This is a genomic window from Rhizobium sp. IBUN, assembly GCF_000510625.1.
GTDB classification, from domain to species: domain Bacteria; phylum Pseudomonadota; class Alphaproteobacteria; order Rhizobiales; family Rhizobiaceae; genus Rhizobium; species Rhizobium altiplani.
This window is the reverse complement of record NZ_AZNV01000005.1, coordinates 40,212-54,338: the sequence shown is the minus strand read 5'-3', so window position 1 is coordinate 54,338 and position 14,127 is coordinate 40,212. Positions and strand designations below refer to the sequence as shown.

The 14,127-nt window shown below is 60.4% G+C and carries 18 protein-coding genes; 12 read left to right on the top strand and 6 right to left on the bottom strand.

Annotated elements, in window-relative coordinates; genetic code table 11:
* The first annotated feature begins 1 nt into the window (after position 1).
* The 4 genes from RHIBUN_RS0107025 to RHIBUN_RS0107010 are packed head-to-tail and all read left to right on the top strand — an operon-like array spanning position 2 to position 3,768.
* On the top strand, positions 2-316 hold the full coding sequence (locus RHIBUN_RS0107025) for a DUF2849 domain-containing protein (protein WP_018858786.1): 315 nt from the start codon (positions 2-4) through the stop codon (positions 314-316).
* Positions 317-324: 8 nt separating this feature from the next.
* Positions 325-1,995 (top strand): nitrite/sulfite reductase, encoded by a 1,671-nt coding sequence (locus tag RHIBUN_RS0107020; protein ID WP_025659006.1) that lies wholly within the window; start codon positions 325-327, stop codon positions 1,993-1,995.
* Positions 1,996-2,005: 10 nt separating this feature from the next.
* Positions 2,006-2,518, top strand: a complete 513-nt coding sequence (locus RHIBUN_RS0107015; RefSeq protein ID WP_025659005.1) for a DUF934 domain-containing protein — start codon at positions 2,006-2,008, stop codon at positions 2,516-2,518.
* A gap of 38 nt (positions 2,519-2,556) precedes the next feature.
* The gene (locus RHIBUN_RS0107010) at positions 2,557-3,768 is read left to right on the top strand and encodes a UbiH/UbiF family hydroxylase (RefSeq protein WP_025659004.1); all 1,212 of its coding nucleotides are present in this window, start codon (positions 2,557-2,559) and stop codon (positions 3,766-3,768) included.
* Here RHIBUN_RS0107010 and RHIBUN_RS0107005 read toward each other — a convergent pair.
* The 5 genes from RHIBUN_RS0107005 to RHIBUN_RS0106970 form a co-directional block, all read right to left on the bottom strand.
* Positions 3,748-4,698 (bottom strand): AEC family transporter, encoded by a 951-nt coding sequence (locus RHIBUN_RS0107005; RefSeq protein WP_025659003.1) that lies wholly within the window; start codon positions 4,696-4,698, stop codon positions 3,748-3,750. The two genes, RHIBUN_RS0107010 and RHIBUN_RS0107005, sit on opposite strands and share 21 nt — an antisense overlap.
* 40 nt (positions 4,699-4,738) lie before the next feature.
* A complete protein-coding gene (locus RHIBUN_RS0107000; RefSeq protein WP_025659002.1) occupies positions 4,739-5,488 on the bottom strand; it encodes a cytochrome c biogenesis CcdA family protein in 750 nt (249 codons plus the stop codon).
* Between the two features lie 167 nt (positions 5,489-5,655).
* Complete coding sequence (locus RHIBUN_RS0106990; RefSeq protein ID WP_025659001.1) at positions 5,656-5,940, bottom strand: hypothetical protein; 285 nt, start codon at positions 5,938-5,940, stop codon at positions 5,656-5,658.
* Positions 5,941-6,161: 221 nt separating this feature from the next.
* Positions 6,162-6,389 carry a hypothetical protein gene (locus tag RHIBUN_RS0106980; protein ID WP_025659000.1) on the bottom strand — a complete coding sequence of 76 codons (228 nt, stop codon included), beginning with the start codon at positions 6,387-6,389 and terminating at the stop codon, positions 6,162-6,164.
* 205 nt (positions 6,390-6,594) lie between these two features.
* Positions 6,595-6,750 (bottom strand): hypothetical protein, encoded by a 156-nt coding sequence (locus RHIBUN_RS0106970; RefSeq protein WP_018858777.1) that lies wholly within the window; start codon positions 6,748-6,750, stop codon positions 6,595-6,597.
* Positions 6,751-7,252: 502 nt separating this feature from the next.
* On the opposite strand from RHIBUN_RS0106970, the gene msuE reads away from it, so the two are divergent.
* The 8 genes from msuE to RHIBUN_RS0106930 all read left to right on the top strand — a co-directional run bounded on the left by msuE (position 7,253) and on the right by RHIBUN_RS0106930 (position 13,028).
* Positions 7,253-7,816 (top strand): FMN reductase, encoded by a 564-nt coding sequence (gene msuE, locus RHIBUN_RS0106965; protein ID WP_025658999.1) that lies wholly within the window; start codon positions 7,253-7,255, stop codon positions 7,814-7,816.
* A gap of 19 nt (positions 7,817-7,835) precedes the next feature.
* Complete coding sequence (locus tag RHIBUN_RS36765) at positions 7,836-8,006, top strand: hypothetical protein (protein WP_167354930.1); 171 nt, start codon at positions 7,836-7,838, stop codon at positions 8,004-8,006.
* A 20-nt stretch (positions 8,007-8,026) separates the two neighbouring features.
* Positions 8,027-8,185 (top strand): hypothetical protein, encoded by a 159-nt coding sequence (locus RHIBUN_RS36315; RefSeq protein ID WP_156932677.1) that lies wholly within the window; start codon positions 8,027-8,029, stop codon positions 8,183-8,185.
* Between the two features lie 9 nt (positions 8,186-8,194).
* The gene (locus tag RHIBUN_RS37895; protein WP_280949572.1) at positions 8,195-8,326 is read left to right on the top strand and encodes a hypothetical protein; all 132 of its coding nucleotides are present in this window, start codon (positions 8,195-8,197) and stop codon (positions 8,324-8,326) included.
* A 40-nt stretch (positions 8,327-8,366) separates the two neighbouring features.
* On the top strand, positions 8,367-8,966 hold the full coding sequence (locus RHIBUN_RS0106945; RefSeq protein WP_025658998.1) for an alpha/beta hydrolase: 600 nt from the start codon (positions 8,367-8,369) through the stop codon (positions 8,964-8,966).
* 152 nt (positions 8,967-9,118) lie between these two features.
* Positions 9,119-9,778 (top strand): peroxiredoxin, encoded by a 660-nt coding sequence (locus tag RHIBUN_RS0106940; RefSeq protein ID WP_018858771.1) that lies wholly within the window; start codon positions 9,119-9,121, stop codon positions 9,776-9,778.
* A gap of 37 nt (positions 9,779-9,815) precedes the next feature.
* Positions 9,816-11,147 carry an LLM class flavin-dependent oxidoreductase gene (locus RHIBUN_RS0106935; RefSeq protein WP_025658997.1) on the top strand — a complete coding sequence of 444 codons (1,332 nt, stop codon included), beginning with the start codon at positions 9,816-9,818 and terminating at the stop codon, positions 11,145-11,147.
* A gap of 231 nt (positions 11,148-11,378) precedes the next feature.
* Positions 11,379-13,028, top strand: a complete 1,650-nt coding sequence (locus RHIBUN_RS0106930) for a Na/Pi symporter (protein ID WP_025658996.1) — start codon at positions 11,379-11,381, stop codon at positions 13,026-13,028.
* Positions 13,029-13,110: 82 nt separating this feature from the next.
* Here RHIBUN_RS0106930 and RHIBUN_RS0106925 read toward each other — a convergent pair whose 3' ends face one another.
* Complete coding sequence (locus tag RHIBUN_RS0106925) at positions 13,111-13,983, bottom strand: amino acid ABC transporter substrate-binding protein (RefSeq protein ID WP_245271638.1); 873 nt, start codon at positions 13,981-13,983, stop codon at positions 13,111-13,113.
* Between the last annotated feature and the right edge of the window lie 144 nt (positions 13,984-14,127).

Below are 14,127 nucleotides of genomic sequence, written 5' to 3'. Positions count from 1 at the left end.
CATGGTGGACAAGGTCCTGACTGCCAACCGACTGACGGATGGCATCGCCGTCTGGCTGAACGCCAACGGCCAATGGGTGACCTCGCTGCAGGAAGCCCTTGTTGCTCGCCATACAGAAGCCGTCGATGCGCTGGAAGCAATTGGCAAGAAGTCCTATGCCGACAATCAGGTCGTGGACGTAGCCGTCGTCGAGGTTCAGGAGAGCAATGGCGTGCTGTGGCCGCTGCGCTTGCGCGAACGCATTCGTGCCCAGGGCCCAACCATGGAATACGCGCCGGGCTACAAGCCCGCCGACCCCGCATTCATCGCAGTCTGAGGAAGCAGATGTATCGTTACGACGAATTTGACCACGCTTTTGTCGCCGAGCGCGTCGAGCAGTTCCGCGACCAGGTGCAGCGCCGCCTTTCCGGTGAGCTTGCCGAAGACGCGTTCAAGCCGCTGCGCCTGATGAACGGCGTCTATCTGCAGCTTCACGCCTACATGCTGCGTATCGCCATTCCTTACGGGACGCTGAGCTCGCGCCAGGTGCGGATGCTCGCTCATATCGCGCGCAAGTACGACCGCGGCTACGGCCACTTCACGACCCGCCAGAACCTGCAGTTCAACTGGCCGAAGCTCTCCGAAATCCCGGATGCGCTGTCCGAGCTGGCATCCGTTGAGATGCACGCTCTGCAGACGTCGGGAAATTGCATTCGCAATGTCACTGCTGACCATTTTGCAGGTGCAGCCGCCGACGAAATCGCGGATCCGCGTCCCTACGCCGAGATCCTGCGCCAGTGGTCCTCGGTGCATCCGGAATTCTCGTTCCTGCCGCGCAAGTTCAAGATTGCCGTCACCGGTGCCGAACGTGACCGCGCCGCGATCCAGGTCCACGACATCGGCCTGCATCTGAAGAAGAACGAGAAGGGTGAAATCGGCTTTGCCGTTTATGTCGGTGGGGGCCAGGGCCGCACGCCGATGATCGCCAAGCTGATCCGCGATTTCCTTCCGGAGGAGGACCTGCTGTCCTATACGACAGCCATCGTGCGCGTTTACAACCTGCATGGCCGTCGCGACAACAAGTACAAGGCTCGCATCAAGATCCTCGTGCACGAAACAGGCGCGGAAGAGTTGGCGCGTCAGGTCGAGGCAGAGTTCGCGGAACTCAAGGACTCCGAACTGAAGTTGCCGGAAGCTGATGTCGAAGCCATCGCCGCCTATTTTGCGCCGCCGGCCCTGCCAGATCGTGCCGAAGGCTGGGAAAATCTCGCTCGCTGGAAGAAGGCCGATCCGGCTTTCTCTCGCTGGGTGCAGCAGAACGTGCAGCCGCACAAGCATCCCGACTACGGCATGGTGACGATCTCCCTGAAGCCGATCGGCGGCATTCCGGGCGATGCTTCGGATAGCCAGATGGATGCCATTGCCGATATCGCTGAGGAATATGCCTTCGACGAAATCCGCGTCAGCCACGAGCAGAACCTGATCCTGCCGCATGTGGCGCTCGCCGATCTCGAAGCGGTCTATCGCGGTCTCGTCGCCATCGGCCTCGCCGAGGCCAATGCCGGTCTGATCACCGATATCATTGCCTGTCCGGGGCTGGACTATTGCGCGCTCGCCAATGCGCGCTCCATTCCTGTTGCGCAGGAAATTTCCCGGCGCTTCGGCGATCCGGATCGGCAGGCTGAGATCGGCGAGCTGAAGATCAAGATCTCCGGCTGCATCAATGCCTGCGGCCATCACCATGTCGGCCATATCGGCCTGCTGGGCGTGGAGAAGAAGGGCGCTGAGCTCTACCAGATCACGCTTGGCGGTTCGGGCGACGAGCATACGTCGATCGGCGAGATCATCGGCCGCGGCTTCGAGCCTGACAAGGTGACCGACGCGATCGAAACGATCGTCAACACCTATCTGACAATCCGCAAGGAGCCGTCTGAGATCTTCCTCGAAACCTATCGCCGCGTTGGTCCTCAGCCGTTTAAGGACGCGCTGTATGGTTCGGCGGCAGAAGCGGCGTAAGGAGGGGACGATGACCAAGATCTGGAGAGAAACCGGCTTCGTAGAGAACGATCCCTGGGTGATCGAGACTGAAGAGGTGAAGGCAGTCGAGGGGCAGAGACCCCTTCTCGGCCTGGACGAGCTGATCGCCAGGGCCGACGAGAGCAACGAGGTCGGCTTCGGCGTGCTGATCAAGCCGGCGGACGATATTCGCAAGCTCGAGCCCTACCTCTATCGGCTTGAGATCGTCGCTGTCGCCTTCCCGGCGTTCAACGATGGCCGGGCCTTCAGCCATGCATCCCTCCTGCGCGACCGCCTTGGATACACCAACGAACTGCGCGCCGTCGGCGACGTGCTGATCGACCAGATTCCGCTGATGCAGCGGGTCGGCATCGACAGCTTCGCTGTCACCAACGAGACTGCGATAAAGCGCCTCACGGAACATCGCCTGCCGGGAATTCCGCATCATTATCAACCGGCTGTGCGTGACGCGGACGCTGGCAAGGGCTATAGTTGGCGCCGTCAGGCGAAGCCGGCTGCATAAGCACCGGATCGCCGTCAAAGAATTGACGGAACGGTGCAATGAAGACTTTTGAAATCGCGGTGATCGGTGGCGGGCTTGCTGGCATGATCGCCGCCATCGCCTTGGCTCGCGGCGGACGCAACGTGGCTCTCGTTGCCCCGCCATCGCCGAGCCAGGACCGGCGCACGACCGCGCTCATGGATCAATCGATCCGTTTCCTCGACAGGTTGACCTTGTGGGAAAAGTTGCGGCCAGCGGCCGCGCCGCTTTCCACCATGCGCATCATCGACGGCACGAATCGCCTGCTGCGGGCGCCGATCACCACATTCCGTTCGGTCGAACTCGATCTTGAGGCCTTCGGCTACAATTTCCCGAACAAAGCCTTGATGGGGGTGCTGGAGACCGCAATCGCCGGTGAGGGGAACATCACGCGCTTTACCTCGTTTGCCGACGTGATCGATATCGGCACCGAGGCGGTGACGGTCACGCTTGCCGATGGCGAAATCCTGTCGGCGACGTTCGCGGTTGGCGCTGATGGGCGCAAGTCGAAGCTGCGCGAAACCGCCGGCATCGACGTTCGCACCTGGTCTTATCCGCAGTCGGCCATGGTGCTGAACTTCGAACACACGCTGCCGCATGAGAATATCTCGACGGAGTTCCATACGGAAAGCGGACCCTTCACTCAGGTGCCGCTGCCCGCCAATCGCTCCAGCCTCGTTTGGGTCCAGAACCCATCGGATGCCGTCGCCCGCAATGAACTCTCGCTCGTCGAACTGAGCAATGTCGTCGAGGAGCGCATGCAGTCACTGCTCGGTAAGGTGACCGTCGAGGAAGGTGTGCAGCTCTGGCCTCTATCAGGCATGATGGCCCATCGCTCCGGCAAGGGGCGGATTGCCCTCATTGGCGAGGCATCGCATGTCTTCCCGCCGATCGGCGCGCAGGGGCTGAACCTCAGCCTGCGCGATGTCATGGCGCTTCAGGACATTCTTTGCACGCGACCCGAACTGCCGATCGCGGCTGATGCCGGCGACCGTTTCGATCGGAAGCGTCGCGCCGATATCATGAGCCGCACCGCGAGCGTCGATCTTCTCAATCGCTCGCTATTGTCCGATTTCCTGCCTGTGCAGATGATGCGCGCTGCCGGCCTGCACATTCTGTCGGCACTCCCCCCACTGCGCAGCATTGTCATGCGTGAGGGCATCGAGCCTGGTCGTTCGTTCCGCGATATTCCCGGCGCGATCAAGGAAAAGCTAAGCCGGAAGAAAGCCTGATTTGATCGCAATCAGGAAGAGCGAGACGGTCACGACGGAAAGCGCCGTCGTGATCAGGATCGTTGCCGAAGCGCGTTCCTTCCAGACGCCATATTGCTGTCCGATGACGAAGACGTTGGTTGCCGTCGGCAGGGCGGCAAGCAGTACCGCGGCATAGATCCAGACCGGCTCGAAGCCACCGATGGCGGTCAGCGCGAGATAGACGACAATCGGGTGCACGATGAGCTTCGCCAGAACGATATAGCCGATTTCGGCCGGTATGCGCCTCACCGGCCGAAGCGCCAGCGTGACGCCCATGGCAAACAAAGCGCAGGGGGCGGCAGCCTGCGCGAGATAGTCGACGAAATGCTGGAATGCGGCCGGCTGATCGATGTGAAAGGCGGCAGCAACGAAGCCGAACGCCGTCGACAGGATAAAGGGGTGGAAGGCCACCTTCCGAGTAATGTCGATCGCCAGCCGTCCCGCGGAACGCCGGTCATCGCCTGCCGCTGCCATCAGCGCCGGCGCGACGATAAAGTGCAGCGCGTTCTCGAGGCAGACGATCAGCGCGACCGGGACGGCCGCTGCTTGGCCGAGCGCCAGCAGAGCGAGGCCAGGCCCCATATAGCCGATGTTGCCGTAGGCGCCGGCAAACGACTGGATCGTGCAGTCGGCGAGCGAATTACCCCGGATCCAGCGACCGATCGCGAACAGCGCAATGAAGATCGAATAGGTTGCCGCGAGATCGGTGGCGATGAAGTCGATCCTTGTCAGATCTTCGAAGGGCGTGCGTGAGACGAGCTTGAAGAACAACGCCGGCAGCGCTGCATAGATGATGAAGGTGTTCATCCAGCCGAGCGCGTCGGCCGGCTGCTTCGTCACCTTGCCTGCGATATAGCCAATGAGGATCAGGCCGAAGAACGGCAGGAGCAGACTGACAATGTCGAACAACGGCTATTCCAAATGCAAATTTCTGCAGGGTGATTTCGGCTTAGCCGATTTTCATCAGGATTGGAAAGGTCTGCTGGAACCAGATTGCGACGTCACTGACGAAACCGAACATGAAGGCGAGGCCGGTCAGGACGAGGAATACGCCCATGACTTTCTCGACCGTTCCGAGATGCCGGCGAAAGCGCGTCAGGAAGTTCATGAAGGCGCCGGAAAAGCCAGCGGCGATCCAGAACGGGATGGCAAGGCCGAGGGAATAGACGGCCAGCAGCCCAGCACCTGAGCCAACCGTCTCCCGCGAGGCCGCAACGCCAAGGATCGCACCGAGTACCGGACCGATGCAGGGTGTCCAGCCAAAAGCGAAAGCCAGGCCCATGATATAGGCACCGGTCAGCGTCGCGGGCCTGCCGCTGCCCTGGAAGCGCGCCTCGCGGGCCAGAATTCCAATCCGGAAGACTCCGAGGAAATTCAATCCCATGACGATGATGATCAGGCCGCCGATCTTTGCCAGGAGATCGAGATGCTGGCGAAGCGCCATGCCGATGCTGGATGCACCAGCTCCGAGCGCCACAAAAACGGTCGCGAAGCCGAGTGTGAAGAAAAGCGCCGAAAACAGCACGCCCCGCCGCGCGTCCGGGGCAACGGCAACGGCGCTGCCACCGCGAAACTGCTCGACGGAAATGCCGGCCATATAGCAGAGATAGGGGGGAACGAGAGGCAGGACGCAGGGCGACAGGAACGACAGCGCGCCGGCAAAAAGGGCGCTCAACAAGGAAATATCGGCAATCGACACTTAGGCACTCCGGCGGCAGGCAATGATGCGCGAAGTCCTATCGCAACCTAACCATCGGGGCCAATCACCTTTTTGCGCTTTCGTTGAAAAAGGAAGGAAGGACGCAGGATGCGGAAGCGGTGATCGTGCGCCGCCGGGCGCACCATCATTGCCTTCCGCACTACATGTTAGCGGTCGCGGCAGACCGTCCTGTATTTGGTGATGTAGTGGTGATGGCTCTTTTTCTGGTAGGGCTGGTCCCAGCACACCTGTCGCGCATAACGCGGGCGATAATAATCATCGCCATCATCGTCGTACGCATAGCGCGGGCCGTGCCTATAGTAGCGCGGCGGAGGCGGATCGTCATAATAGCGTGGGCCGGAGCCGAACTCGAAGTATACGCCGTCCGCGAAAGCCGGTGCGCTTACGAGCAGCGTCGCTAGTCCGGCGGCTGCAACAACTAGCTTTCTCATGATCGGTCTCCATCTGTATCTGTCAACGCAACGCTTCGGAGCGCTGATGGTTGGGCAGATTAGATGTGGCGAATGAATGCGCACTGAAACCGGCGTTCATGTCCCAGTCATGCGGATGATCGCGCCGAATCATGATTCGGTTGAGTTTGGTCGGCGGCAGACGCAGCGAAAGCAACCGCCTGGAGTCAGCGGCGCGCCATTTCTGTCGTTGCCGTCACCGCTCAGTGATCCGTATCCGAGATATGGGGAATGTGCAGTACCTGCCCCTCGAGCAGGAGCAGAAAATGATCTTCATCGAGTCGATTCACGATCTCGCCTTCTTCGGTCATATAGTCGGTCTTGGGCGAAGGCGCGTTTTGGCCAGAAATCCTGATCTGCTGAATGACGACATAGGTTTTTCCTCTGTCGTCCTGACACCGAAACCGCCTTTCCTCTTTATAGTTCGACATGGCTAGGCCTCCATCGCATCCAGACGAATCTTTGCTTCGATCGATGCGATTTCAAGGCCCGCCGGCTATTTCCGTCGATTAACGCGAAGAGATTGAAACGCTCCTTTCGAACGCGCTCAGGTTGTCCACCAGAAAACGCGTCTCGGCGGGTTTCAGACCGGAAGCATGCAGGGTCCGGTTGTTGGCGGAGAAGCCATCAACGAGATTAGCGGGACGCAGCATTCGCTACACGATTGCCGGCGTTCTGGGTCGCATTGACGGTATTAGCCGTATCGCGCCCAATGCCCTTGATCGTGTTTGCGCAAGAACTCAGTGCCATGAGCATGCATAGGGCGGCGGCAACTTTGGCGGTGATCGTCATTGGGTTGTTTCCTGGTTGCAGACGATAGTTAATGCTCGAGAGCGCAAGTTGTTCAAAACGAACGACAATCGAAGGAGAAAAAGCGGGGGAAGGGACCAAGAAAAGCCCGGCGGGATAGAAACCACCGGGCCTTTTTGACGAACCTACATAGGCGATGCTGGTCCGGCAGCGCGGATTTCAAACGCTGCAATCACACAACGAGCGGCGCGGCCAAAGGTTCCAAGAAAAACGCGTATGCCGAGACAGAAAGCTTGCGGCACACCTTGGAACTTTTGAACGGCCGGGCCGTAGCAGGCGCACGCGATTACACAGTCTGGCCGTCGCTCTCTGCCGCCTCATAGGTTTGCTGTTCAACAGCTTAGGAGAGTTGCAGAAGCCAGGCTGCGTGACGGCGCGTGCGAGGGCATCGAATTTCACGGTTCTCCTAGATAACGGAACGTCATTTCTTTTGTTCATAAAATTTATAGACAATATTCGGTCTAACAACAAAGGAGAGAGATCTATGTCGCTGCGATTGGTGGGTATTGCCGGTAGCTTTAACCGTCCGTCCAAGACCTATGCCCTGGTCGAGCATATTGTGGGGCTTGCTGCTGAAAACTACGGCTTTTCAAGCAAGATCTACGATCTGAAGGACGTCGGTCCGTCGCTGGGCACTGCGCTCTGGCGTCGCGACCTGGATGAACAGGCCAGCCAGGTTCTCGATGATATCGTGAAGGCGGATGTCCTGGTCATCGGCTCGCCCACCTACAAAGGCTCGTATCCCGGCCTGTTCAAGCACTTGATCGATCTAATCGAGCCGAGCGAACTGCGCTCGAAGCCCATCATCATTTCTGCCACCGGAGGCGGAGACCGCCATGCCCTGATTGTCGAGCATCAGCTGCGGCCGCTGTTCGGATTCTTCATGGCCCACACGTTGCCGACGGCCGTCTATGCCGCTGACCGCGATTTCGTCGACTACAAAATCGCTTCGGAGGCGCTGTCTGGCCGCATCGGTTCTGTCGTCGATGAACTCGCTGCCTTCTCTTTCGTCCCGTCGGCAAGGGCCTCGCTTCAGGCGGCCGAATGAGATTTGGAGGAATGGTGGCATGGACAGTTCGGAGAAACGGGCGATGGGGAGCGAGCTTTGGAGCGTCTTCGACTTTGCGCGTCGCTATCGGCTGACGATGCGCGAGCAAAATCGACTGCTGATGTTGTTCGGCCCGGTCGCCAGTGCCGCGGACCTGCTTTCGAATGCGAGGCGCAACCAGCTGATCTGAGGTAGGGCAAGGAGAAAACGATGATGCAGTCTCTTCTTCTTTGGTTCCGGTCGATGGTCCTCATCGGACTTTCCCAACCGGCAGTCGCACCACGGTTTGAGCCGCATGGCGACGGCGAACTGACGGCACGCGACTATGAAATCTACTATTGGAGTTCGTCTCCGGCGCCTTGGTACTGAGGGATCGTCATGGCCGTTTTCGATGCTCGCCATATTGCTCCGCGTAGCCGGCTTGCCGATGCCGCGGCGGATGTGGCTGCTTCCGCGGCGACGGTGTTCGCCTTCGGGTTCCTATTCGCCATCACCCTCGGCGTTCTCTAGGAACAGATACTCCTTCACACAACGCGGATAAGGATTGATGATGGCGCCAGTACTTATTCTTCCCGGGCTCTTCGGATCAGAAGATGCGCACTGGCAAACCGCATGGCTGCGGGACCATCCCGAAAGTCGCCTTGTCGGGCAGGACAACTGGGATCATCCGCACCTCAGCCTCTGGCGGGCGAGGCTCGAGGCCGTGCTCGAAGATGCCGGTGAAGCCTATATCGTTGCTCACAGTCTTGGATGTCTGCTCGCGGCAAGCCTTGCCGGGCGGCCTGCTGCGGCGCGGGTGAGGGGAGCGCTGCTCGTGGCGCCGTGCGACCTGCTGGTGACTGAGAAGCTGCATCCCGGGCAGATTGCGTTTGGTACAATGCCGACGGCCGAGCTGCCGTTTCCGAGTATCGTCGTCGGCAGCCTGAACGATCACTACATGTCGCTCGATCGGCTGACACTGTTTGCCCGTCTCTGGGGCAGCGAGCTTCGCAATGCCGGTTTGGCCGGGCACGTCAATGTCGCCAGCGGCTATGGCCGGTGGCCGGGGGGCTACCGTGCCTTCGAAACCCTGAAAGCCAGAACGCGGCATCTCGATAAGATACCGCCGAAAAAGCCGTCTCTTGGTAGAGGGGCCTCGTCCGCGTGGTAGTCGATGTCATCGACGAGGCAACTGGCCGGCACGCGAACTTTGCGGCCATTGATCACCGGCATCGTGGCACAAGTGCTTGAACAGTGCCAGAAAACGACTACAGAATCGCCTGTCATTGAACACCAGCGCCATTTCCAACAAGGTCACTACTCATGAGCCTCCGCATCAACGATATTGCCCCTGATTTCACCGCCGACACCACACAAGGTCCCATTCAGTTCCACGACTGGATCGGTGACGGCTGGGCCGTACTCTTCTCGCATCCGAAAAACTTCACGCCGGTTTGCACGACCGAGCTTGGGGCGATGGCAGGGCTGGAGCCCGAATTCCGCAGCCGCGGCGCCAAGATCATCGGCATCTCCGTCGATCCGGTGGAAAGCCACAGCAAGTGGAAGAGCGATATCAAGACGGCGACCGGCTTTGATGTCGACTATCCATTGATCGGCGACAAGGACCTGAAGGTTGCCAAGCTCTACGACATGCTGCCGGCTGGAGCCGGAGAAACGTCGGAAGGCCGCACGCCAGCTGACAACGCAACCGTTCGTTCCGTCTTCATCATCGGCCCGGACAAGAAAATCAAGCTGATCCTCACCTACCCGATGACGACGGGGAGAAACTTCAACGAGATCCTCCGCGCGATCGACTCCATTCAGTTGACGGCAAAGCATCAGGTCGCGACGCCGGCGAACTGGCAGCAGGGCGATGACGTCATCATCACGGCTGCCGTCTCCAACGAGGACGCGGTAACGCGCTTCGGATCGTTTGACACGGTGCTGCCGTACCTGCGCAAGACCAAGCAGCCGCAGGCGTAGTCGGCGGGCACGGGCAGGCATAAGGCGGGACGACTTGATGGCACACGAGCGACAATTGCATCTCGGCGCCTTCATGCGCCCCGTCAGTCTGCATACCGGAGCCTGGCGCTATCCCGGCGCCTACCCGGACGCGAACTTCAACTTCAAGCACTTAAAGGAGTTTGCGCAAAGGCTGGAGGCGGCGAAGTTCGATGCCTACTTCATGGCTGATCATCTGGCCGTGCTCAACATGCCTTTGGAGGCACTGAAGAGGAGCCAGACGGTAACCTCCTTCGAGCCGTTCACACTGCTGTCGGCGCTTGCCGCCGTCACCGATCGGATCGGGCTCGTTGCGACAGCCTCGACGACCTTCGACGAGCCCTATCACGTTGCGCGCCGCTTCGCCTCGCTTGACCATATCAGCGCCGGGCGCGCGGGCTGGAACATTGTGACGACGGCTAATCCCGACGCCGCGCTGAATTTTGGCCTCGATGAGCATGTCGAACACGGCGAACGGTATCGCCACGCCCGCGAGTTTTACGACGTCGTCACCGGCCTCTGGGACAGTTTCGCCGACGACGCATTTACGCGCGACGTGGAAAGTGGCCAGTTTTTCGACCCGGCCAGAATGCATGTCCTCAATCACAAGGGCGAGGAGCTCAGCGTGCGCGGTCCGCTCAATATTGCCCGCCCGCCTCAGGGATGGCCGGTGATCGTGCAGGCGGGGCAGTCAGAGCCGGGCCGCCAGCTTGCCGCCGAGACAGCCGAAGTCGTCTTCTGCTCGCCGCGCGATCTCCCGGCGGCGCAATCACTCTATGCCGATATCAAGGAGCGGATGGCCGCCGTCGGCCGCGATCCTGATAGCCTCAAGATCCTGCCGGCCGCCTTCATCGTCATTGGCGACAGCATTGAGGAGGCGCGCGCGAAACGGGCGCTGCTCGACAGCCTCGTTCACTATGACAGCGCCGTCGCTTCGCTCTCGATCGCCCTTGGTCATGATGCTTCCGGCTTCGATCCGGACGGGCCGCTGCCTGAGATACCCGAGACGAACGCCAGCAAGACCGGCCGCGCGCAAGTGCTGAAGTTCACCCAGGAAGAGCAGTTGACCGTTCGGCAGCTCGCGCAGCGCTATGGGGGCTACGCGGGCCTTGCCTTCGTAGGAACGCCGGAAACGATCGCCGATGAGATGGCGCAATGGCTGACGGCACGCGGCAGCGACGGTTTCAACATCGTCTTCCCCTACCTTCCCCAAGGTCTCGACGATGTCGTTGATCGGCTTGTACCCGAGCTGCAGCGACGAGGCGTTTTCAGGAGGGATTACGAGGGTGCGACGCTACGTGAACACCTTGGCCTATCTCGGCCCGTCAACAGGTTTTTTGCAAGCCGCTGAGTCGCAACAACTGGCGGAGAAGCATCCTCTTACGGCAAGGAGAGGCAAGGGGGGGAGGCCGGCCGCCGCGGATCAGATTCGGAAAAGATAAGCACCGAATCGAAGGCCGCGCGTTGGCTTTCCCGTGCGCTCACTCACCCAAGGGAAGGGCATTCCAAGCCCGCTTGCACGGCGCGGTTGGTCCTATTAGCTTGAAGAGATAAAGAGCGAAGCGAAGGGAGCCAAACGCCGATGTCGACAGCGGTTGCCATTCTCGGTGGAATTGGGCTCTTTCTCCTCGGCATGACCGTCATGACCGAGGGCCTCAAGGCATTGGCGGGATCGGCGTTACGGACCGCCTTGGGCGCGGCAGTCGCCACGCCGCTCTCCGGCGCTTTCTGGGGCGCTGTCGTCACCTTGCTCGTCCAGTCGTCGAGCGCGGTGACGATGACGACGATCGGTCTCGTCAACGCCGGGCTCTTGACCTTCCCGCAGGGGCTTGGGCTCGTTTTCGGCGCCAATGTCGGCACAACGGGAACGGGATGGCTGGTTGCGCTGATCGGCATGAGAGTCTCGCTCTCAGCCTACGCGCTGCCGATGATATTCATCGGAGCGCTGGCCAAGCTACTGAGCGGTGGGAGGATCGCGGCGGGGGGCAGTGCGCTTGCGGGTTTCGCGCTCATTCTTTACGGGCTGACGACGCTGCAGCAGGGCATGGGGGAACTGGCGGAGACGTTGCATCCGTCCGATCTGCCCTCGGTGCTTGGTTCTCCGGGAGTTAGCTGGGGCGCGGGTTTGGCTGGCCTCATGATGCTGATCGGCGTTGGCTTGGCGATGACGGCGGTCATGCAGTCCTCGACGGCGGCGATCGCCGTGACCATTTCCGCCTTCTACGCCGGGGCAGTGAGCCTGGAGCAAGGCGCAGCACTGATCATCGGCCAGAATATCGGGACGGCGACGAGTTCCGCCTTAGCCGCGATCGGCGCCAGCACGACGGCCAAGCGCCTCGCCCTGGCCTATGTGCTGTTCAAGATGATCGCGGCGCTTATCGCGATCATCGCCTTTCCGTTCACGACTGTACTGATGAAACGCTTTTCCGCGTCGGTCGACGGGATGACGCAGCTTGCTGCCTATCACACGGCCTATAACGTCGTAGGGGTTGCGGTGCTGCTTCCGGCGACGCAATGGTTTACCCGCGTTGTCGAGCGTATGTTGCCGTCGAGGCAGACAGCCGTTCAGCGCGCGCTTGATCCAAGCGCCCTTGCCAGTCCGGTCATCGCGATCGAGACGGTCAGGCGCGTCCTGGCGGACGTCCTCGCGACGAACACTGCCTCGGTTTCTGCTGCGCTCTCGGGCCTGACGAGGATTGCGACCGGAGGCGTTTCGACCGGCATTGTGCTGTCGGAGATACGGGATTTTCTCTCCGAATTGAAGGAGCCGCCCGAGACTGAGGATGAGCGGTTGCGCATGACGAGCATGCTGCACGCGCTCGATCACGCTTCGCGCCTTGCGGAGGTCCTGGAGGAGGGGGAGCTCCCCGGCCGGCCGGTCGAAGCCGTTCTCGAAAGCCGCGCGACCGAGCTATGCGCACGTGTGATGATCGCGGCCGAAGCGATTGGTCGCTCGATCACTTCTGAAACCGCCCTCAGCGCTCAGGCCGCGGCTATCGGTTGGAGCGTGTCACCCGAGGTCGCCGCGACGCTTTTGGAAGCCGAACGGGCGGCAAAAGAACTCAGCGCGCTGAAGCAGGACCATCGCGCGACAACTCTTGCCTCGGTTGCACCGGGAGAGCTGGTAGCTGCAAGTGCCTTCGCGCGGATCGACGCCGCTCGACGACTCGACCGAATCGCGCATCACACCTGGCGGTTGGCTGCCCATCTTCTCCGGCGCGGCGGGCATTAGCCATCAGGATACCCCTTTGCGGTCGGTCGTTCCGCAAGGCGGTGCAGCTGCTTGTGTAATCCCTTGATTGAGGTGATTAAAATCAATCGGGAACATGCTCCATGATGATTTGCGTGTGCAGCATCGGCGCCTCGGATCCGAAATAGCCTTCCAGCAGCGGCAGAAAATCGTCCGACAGATAGAATGCCGTCAACGCACGGTCGGCCAGCAGGCGGAAGTCGGCGTCGTCGCGACGCAGCGCTATTGCATAGGGTTCATGCGTAAAGAGCCGATCACCGATCTCGAGCGACGATGGATCGCGTGCCCTCTTGGCCAGGCTGATTAGTAGCACCTGATCGGCGATATAGGCGTCGATCTTGTGATCCTCCAGCGCCTTAAGCCCGTCCTCGTGCGTTTCGAAATCGGAAAGCTTCGTCTTCGAGGCTTGGATGGCCAACGCCTCGCGCAGGGTCGTTCCAGTTGTTGTGCTTGCCCGCACCCCGATTACGCGTGTGGAGGGGACACGCTGGCTGACCGGGCGAACAGCGGGCTTCTCGAGAAAAAGAGTCTGCAGATAGTTAGGCGAATCTTTGCGGAGCAGCGCGGTCGCCCCCGTCAGAAAGATTGGCTGTGAGAAGTCAACGATTTCTCGCCTCTTCAAATTGACTGTGATCGCGCCGCAAAGCAGGTCGATCTGTCCGTTTTTCACTGCATCGAAGCCGTTGGCGAGCGTCATTTCAACGTATTCGCGCTTCAGTTGCGGAACCCGATACTCTATTTCGTCGGCGATCTTGCCACACAGGTCGATGGCATATCCCATCGGATCGGCGCCCGATTTGACGGAGGAAAAGGGCGCCTCGTCGGTAATGTAGCCGATACGCACACTGCCGCGCTGGGTGACCGTATCGAGCGTCGCAGCGCCCGCCGCGATCGCGGAAAGCCAAAGGGCAACATTCGCCAGCAGAAATCGTCTCATGCACTTTGCCATGGGCATGAACCTCACCACGAAAAAAAACGGCGATCTAAAAGGCGTACGCGCAGATTATGGGCAGTCAGCCATTTGTCAACTCAGGGCACCTCGCTGTCGCGGGACGGAAAAGCCCCATCTTGCACTGCAGGT

Excerpts from the sequence above, each read along its gene's own strand:
- RHIBUN_RS0106980 (WP_025659000.1), bottom strand. The coding sequence starts at position 6,389 with ATGTCGAACTATAAAGAGGAAAGGCGGTTTCGGTGTCAGGACGACAGA.
- RHIBUN_RS0107015 (WP_025659005.1), top strand. The coding sequence starts at position 2,006 with ATGACCAAGATCTGGAGAGAAACCGGCTTCGTAGAGAACGATCCCTGG.
- msuE (WP_025658999.1), top strand. The coding sequence starts at position 7,253 with ATGTCGCTGCGATTGGTGGGTATTGCCGGTAGCTTTAACCGTCCGTCC.
- RHIBUN_RS0106935 (WP_025658997.1), top strand. The coding sequence starts at position 9,816 with ATGGCACACGAGCGACAATTGCATCTCGGCGCCTTCATGCGCCCCGTC.
- RHIBUN_RS0106990 (WP_025659001.1), bottom strand. The coding sequence starts at position 5,940 with ATGAGAAAGCTAGTTGTTGCAGCCGCCGGACTAGCGACGCTGCTCGTA.
- RHIBUN_RS0107010 (WP_025659004.1), top strand. The coding sequence starts at position 2,557 with ATGAAGACTTTTGAAATCGCGGTGATCGGTGGCGGGCTTGCTGGCATG.
- RHIBUN_RS0106930 (WP_025658996.1), top strand. The coding sequence starts at position 11,379 with ATGTCGACAGCGGTTGCCATTCTCGGTGGAATTGGGCTCTTTCTCCTC.
- RHIBUN_RS0106940 (WP_018858771.1), top strand. The coding sequence starts at position 9,119 with ATGAGCCTCCGCATCAACGATATTGCCCCTGATTTCACCGCCGACACC.
- RHIBUN_RS37895 (WP_280949572.1), top strand. The coding sequence starts at position 8,195 with ATGGCCGTTTTCGATGCTCGCCATATTGCTCCGCGTAGCCGGCTTGCC.
- RHIBUN_RS0106970 (WP_018858777.1), bottom strand. The coding sequence starts at position 6,750 with ATGACGATCACCGCCAAAGTTGCCGCCGCCCTATGCATGCTCATGGCA.
- RHIBUN_RS0107020 (WP_025659006.1), top strand. The coding sequence starts at position 325 with ATGTATCGTTACGACGAATTTGACCACGCTTTTGTCGCCGAGCGCGTC.
- RHIBUN_RS0106945 (WP_025658998.1), top strand. The coding sequence starts at position 8,367 with ATGGCGCCAGTACTTATTCTTCCCGGGCTCTTCGGATCAGAAGATGCG.
- RHIBUN_RS36315 (WP_156932677.1), top strand. The coding sequence starts at position 8,027 with ATGATGCAGTCTCTTCTTCTTTGGTTCCGGTCGATGGTCCTCATCGGA.
- RHIBUN_RS0106925 (WP_245271638.1), bottom strand. The coding sequence starts at position 13,983 with ATGAGACGATTTCTGCTGGCGAATGTTGCCCTTTGGCTTTCCGCGATC.
- RHIBUN_RS36765 (WP_167354930.1), top strand. The coding sequence starts at position 7,836 with ATGGACAGTTCGGAGAAACGGGCGATGGGGAGCGAGCTTTGGAGCGTC.
- RHIBUN_RS0107025 (WP_018858786.1), top strand. The coding sequence starts at position 2 with ATGGTGGACAAGGTCCTGACTGCCAACCGACTGACGGATGGCATCGCC.